Below are 3749 nucleotides of genomic sequence, written 5' to 3'. Positions count from 1 at the left end.
CAGACTTCTAATCGTGCTGCGGAAGACCGAGAGTCTAATTCCTGTTTGGCAACTCGTAGAAGTTGTTGTTCATCAATTCCTACTCCAGAATCTTGACCAGAATTTTTTAATTGAGTGCGGAATAATTCATTTTCTGCTACTAATGCTGCCCGACTTTTCAACAGAAAAGCAGTTTCTTGTGGCAAGTTACCGCGCAAATATAACGCTTCAGATCCATTGGCAGTACTTGCATTCATCAATCGGCGATAAATCTGGTTTTCTTTCATTAATGCAAGGCGAATTTTATTCAAAGAATTTAATTCGGCAACAGAAGCTATGGAATCAAAAGTTAGCAGTAAATCTCCTGGCTTCACTTCTTGTCCATCTTTTACATTAACTGTTTTCACCACTCCACTTACAGGAGCCTGAACTTCTTTGACTGTTCCTTGGGGTTTTAATTGCCCGGTTGCTGGCACTACTTGCTCAATTTTTGCAAAATAAGCCCAAGCAATTCCAAAGCAGGCTAGCCCCACTAGTGTAATCATGATTGTACGCGACCAAATTGGAGATTGGCGCAAAACAATAGATTGCTCAAATTCCTGATTGTTTAAGTTAGTAAAAGACTCTTGAGCAGCTTTCTGTTGTTTTGTCAGTACCTGTGAATCGTGCTTCACTCCATTTTTGTGATTGCCATTTTTGTGATTGCCGTTGAGGTGATTCCCATTAAGTTGAGTCATAACGATTTTGGGTTTTGGATTTTGAATTTTTTGTAGGGTGGGCAATGTTTCCCGATGCCAAAAACCTTTGCCCTCAAGAATGACTAATTACAAGTTTACATCTTGTTGCTGATACAGGTAATAATAATGACCCTTAGTAGCCATTAATTCTTGATGGCTACCTTGTTCTATAACCCTGCTGTTATCCATCACAACAATCATATCTGCATTACTGACGGTGTTCAGTCGGTGGGTAATAAAAAATACTGTATCACCCTTGAATGCTTTGGCTAAATTGAGACATATTTGCCGTTCTGTGGGATAATCTAATGCACTAGTTGCTTCATCTAAAACTAATAATTTTGGTCGTTGTAACACAGAACGAGCGATCGCAATTCTTTGTCGTTGTCCACCTGAAAGTGCAGAACCCCGTTCTCCCACTCGCGTGTTGTAACCGTTTGGTAAGTTCATGATAAACTCGTGGGCGCACGCAACCTGAGCCGCTTCGATAATTTCTTCGGTTGTGGCATCGGGATTGGTTAGGGCAATATTTTCCTGAACGCTACCGTCAAACAATAATGTCTCTTGGGGAACTACACCAATTTGTCGTCGCAACGAATAAAGTTCCACTTTGGCGATATCATAACCATCAATCAAAATTCTGCCAGACTCCGTTTCGTAAAGTCTCAGCAGTAATTTCATCATCGTACTTTTACCAGACCCACTTTGCCCGACAATGCCGATAAATTTACCTGGCGCAAATTCCAGGTTGACATTAGACAGTTGTAGCGGGCCACTTGTGCCAAATCGGAAGGAAACATTTTCATATTTCACTGCTCCCTTGATTGAAGGTAAAGGTATATTGTAGCGGTCTGTTTCTCCTTCTTGTGGGGTATCGACAATATCGCTTAAACGCTCCAGAGATAAGGCAGTTTCTTGGAAGCTTTGCCAGAGTTGAGCTAAACGTAATATTGGGCTGGTGACATAACCCGATATAATCCTAAAGGCAATTAATTCGCCTAAAGTTAATTCTTGTTGCAGTACTAAATAAGCTCCTACCCACAAAACTAGTAAGCTGCTGAGTTTGTTGAGAAAGTTGCTGGTAGAGTTAGCGAGGGTAGAAGTCACTACTGTTTTAAAACCAGCGGCGACAAATCGGGCGTAACGCTCTTGCCAGGAAAAGCGCGATCGCAATTCGATATTTTGCGCTTTTACTGTTTGAATTCCTGACATCACCTCCACTAAATAAGATTGAGTTTCGGCGTTGCGTTCGGCTTTACCACGTAACTGTCTACTAATGGTTGGAGAAGCAACTAAGGTGATAATCACAAATATTGGAATTGTGCTTAAGCCTACTAAGGTGAGTTGCCAACTGTAAATTAGCATCACACCGATATAAACCAGCGAAAACAAAGCATCTAATCCGACTGTTAAAGCAGTACCAGTCAAGAATTGGCGGATATTTTCTAGTTCGTTAATGCGAGTGGAAAGTTCACCTACCGGTCGGCGTTCAAAATAGCGCAGCGGTAGACGTAGTAAGTGGTCAATGATTTGCGACCCTAAACCCATATCGATCCGGTTAGTGGTATCGACAAATAAGTAGGTTCGTAAGGTAGTCAACACTGCTTCAAATAGCCCGACTACTAATAGCAAAATCCCCAAAATATGTAATGTGCCAATACTATTTTGAGTGATAACTTTGTCGATAATTAACTGAACGACTAGCGGATTTGCCAACGCTGCCAACTGCACGAAAAAGGAAGCGATAAAGACCTCTATTAGGACTCGACGGTGCTTTGACAAATAGGGCAGAAACCACCGTAAACTAAAGCGTTCTTGGGGTGTTTGGTTGGTAGCAGTCAGCAGTAATACCCTAACTTTGGGCGGAAAGTCAGTTGGATCGACATCTAATTGTTCAACCAATTGAGCGGGTTTGCAGCGCACAATTCCTTTGGATGGAACACCTACAACCACGTTATTGGCATCTACTTCATATAAAACGGCAAAATTATCACCGTAGCGAATCAGCGCTGGTGTCGGAATGCGCGACACTGAAGCGACTGGTAACTCTATCAACTGCGCCTTTAGTCCAATTAACTCTGCTAGGTAAGCAGTAACTTGAAACGATATAGTCCCCTGACGTTTGACTTGCTCAGTTAAGATGCGGCGAACCACCTCTCGACGAAACGGCATTTCTAGATGCTTCGCGATCATTTGGAAGCAGGCGAAGGCTGAATTTAGTTCTCCTTTACCGCCAAAAAATGGGTATTTTTGTTTTGACGAATTCTTTGAATTTTGGGGGGCTGTCTGTGGAACTATTTCGTCTGATGCGTAGGGAATAATATCTAGGTCGTCAGCGCTATCTCTATCTACTCTGGTTTCAGTTACTGCAAGTTCTATCTCATGACTATCTTCTAAGATCAAATCTGACGGATGTATGCCAAGCAAGCGTGCGGGGTTTTGACCGATAACCTGAATCTTGTCTCTGTCATCTTCTGGTTCTAGGCGATCGCCAGGTGAGAAATTTGTGACTGTACCACCGGCACTCACAAACCAAACGCTTTTACTATCCAGTTGGTTGAAGGGAGTTTTTCCAGAAGGGAGATAATGTATTTTCGCCTGGGGTAAGGCTTTTTCTGCCAGTTCTCTAAGATTTAAGGTAGCGATCGCTTGCTTTTGCCAGTAGGAAGCGAGAATATCGAAAACTTCTACCAAATAACTGCGGTTCTTCCGAGCTTCGGCAAAAGCTGGGTATGAAGCCAGAAAGCTAAAATATGCTGTTGCACTCAAGGTTAAACATACTACTTCGGTGGAAGCGATCGCTGTTTCACAGGCGACATCGCGCAACAAACCAATTTCGCCGATAATTTCCCCTGGTTGCAATAATTTTAGGGTGATTGGCATTTGCGTCTGGGGGTCGTATCCCAACAGGCGCACTTGTCCCTCATAAATGATGGTGATACGTTCCGGGAGACTTTCTTTACCAATGATTTTCTGACCTATGCGATAGCGCCAAGCTTGCAGTTGTTCCGATAGATTAGCGATCGCTCCATC

The 3749-nt window shown here is 42.8% G+C and carries 2 protein-coding genes; both read right to left on the bottom strand.

Features of this window, described 5'->3' with window-relative positions; genetic code table 11:
- Nucleotides 1-716 (bottom strand): biotin/lipoyl-binding protein (locus IQ229_RS17640; protein WP_194045915.1); only part of this gene is annotated, 716 nt, incomplete at its 3' end.
- Nucleotides 717-803: 87 nt separating this feature from the next.
- On the bottom strand, nucleotides 804-3749 hold a 2946-nt coding region (locus tag IQ229_RS17635), incomplete at its 5' end, for a peptidase domain-containing ABC transporter (protein WP_194045913.1).

It is taken from the genome of Nostoc cf. edaphicum LEGE 07299 (assembly GCF_015207245.1).
GTDB classification, from domain to species: domain Bacteria; phylum Cyanobacteriota; class Cyanobacteriia; order Cyanobacteriales; family Nostocaceae; genus Nostoc; species Nostoc edaphicum_B.
The sequence above is the reverse complement of the archived record's forward strand: the minus strand, read 5'-3'. Positions and strand labels throughout refer to the sequence as shown.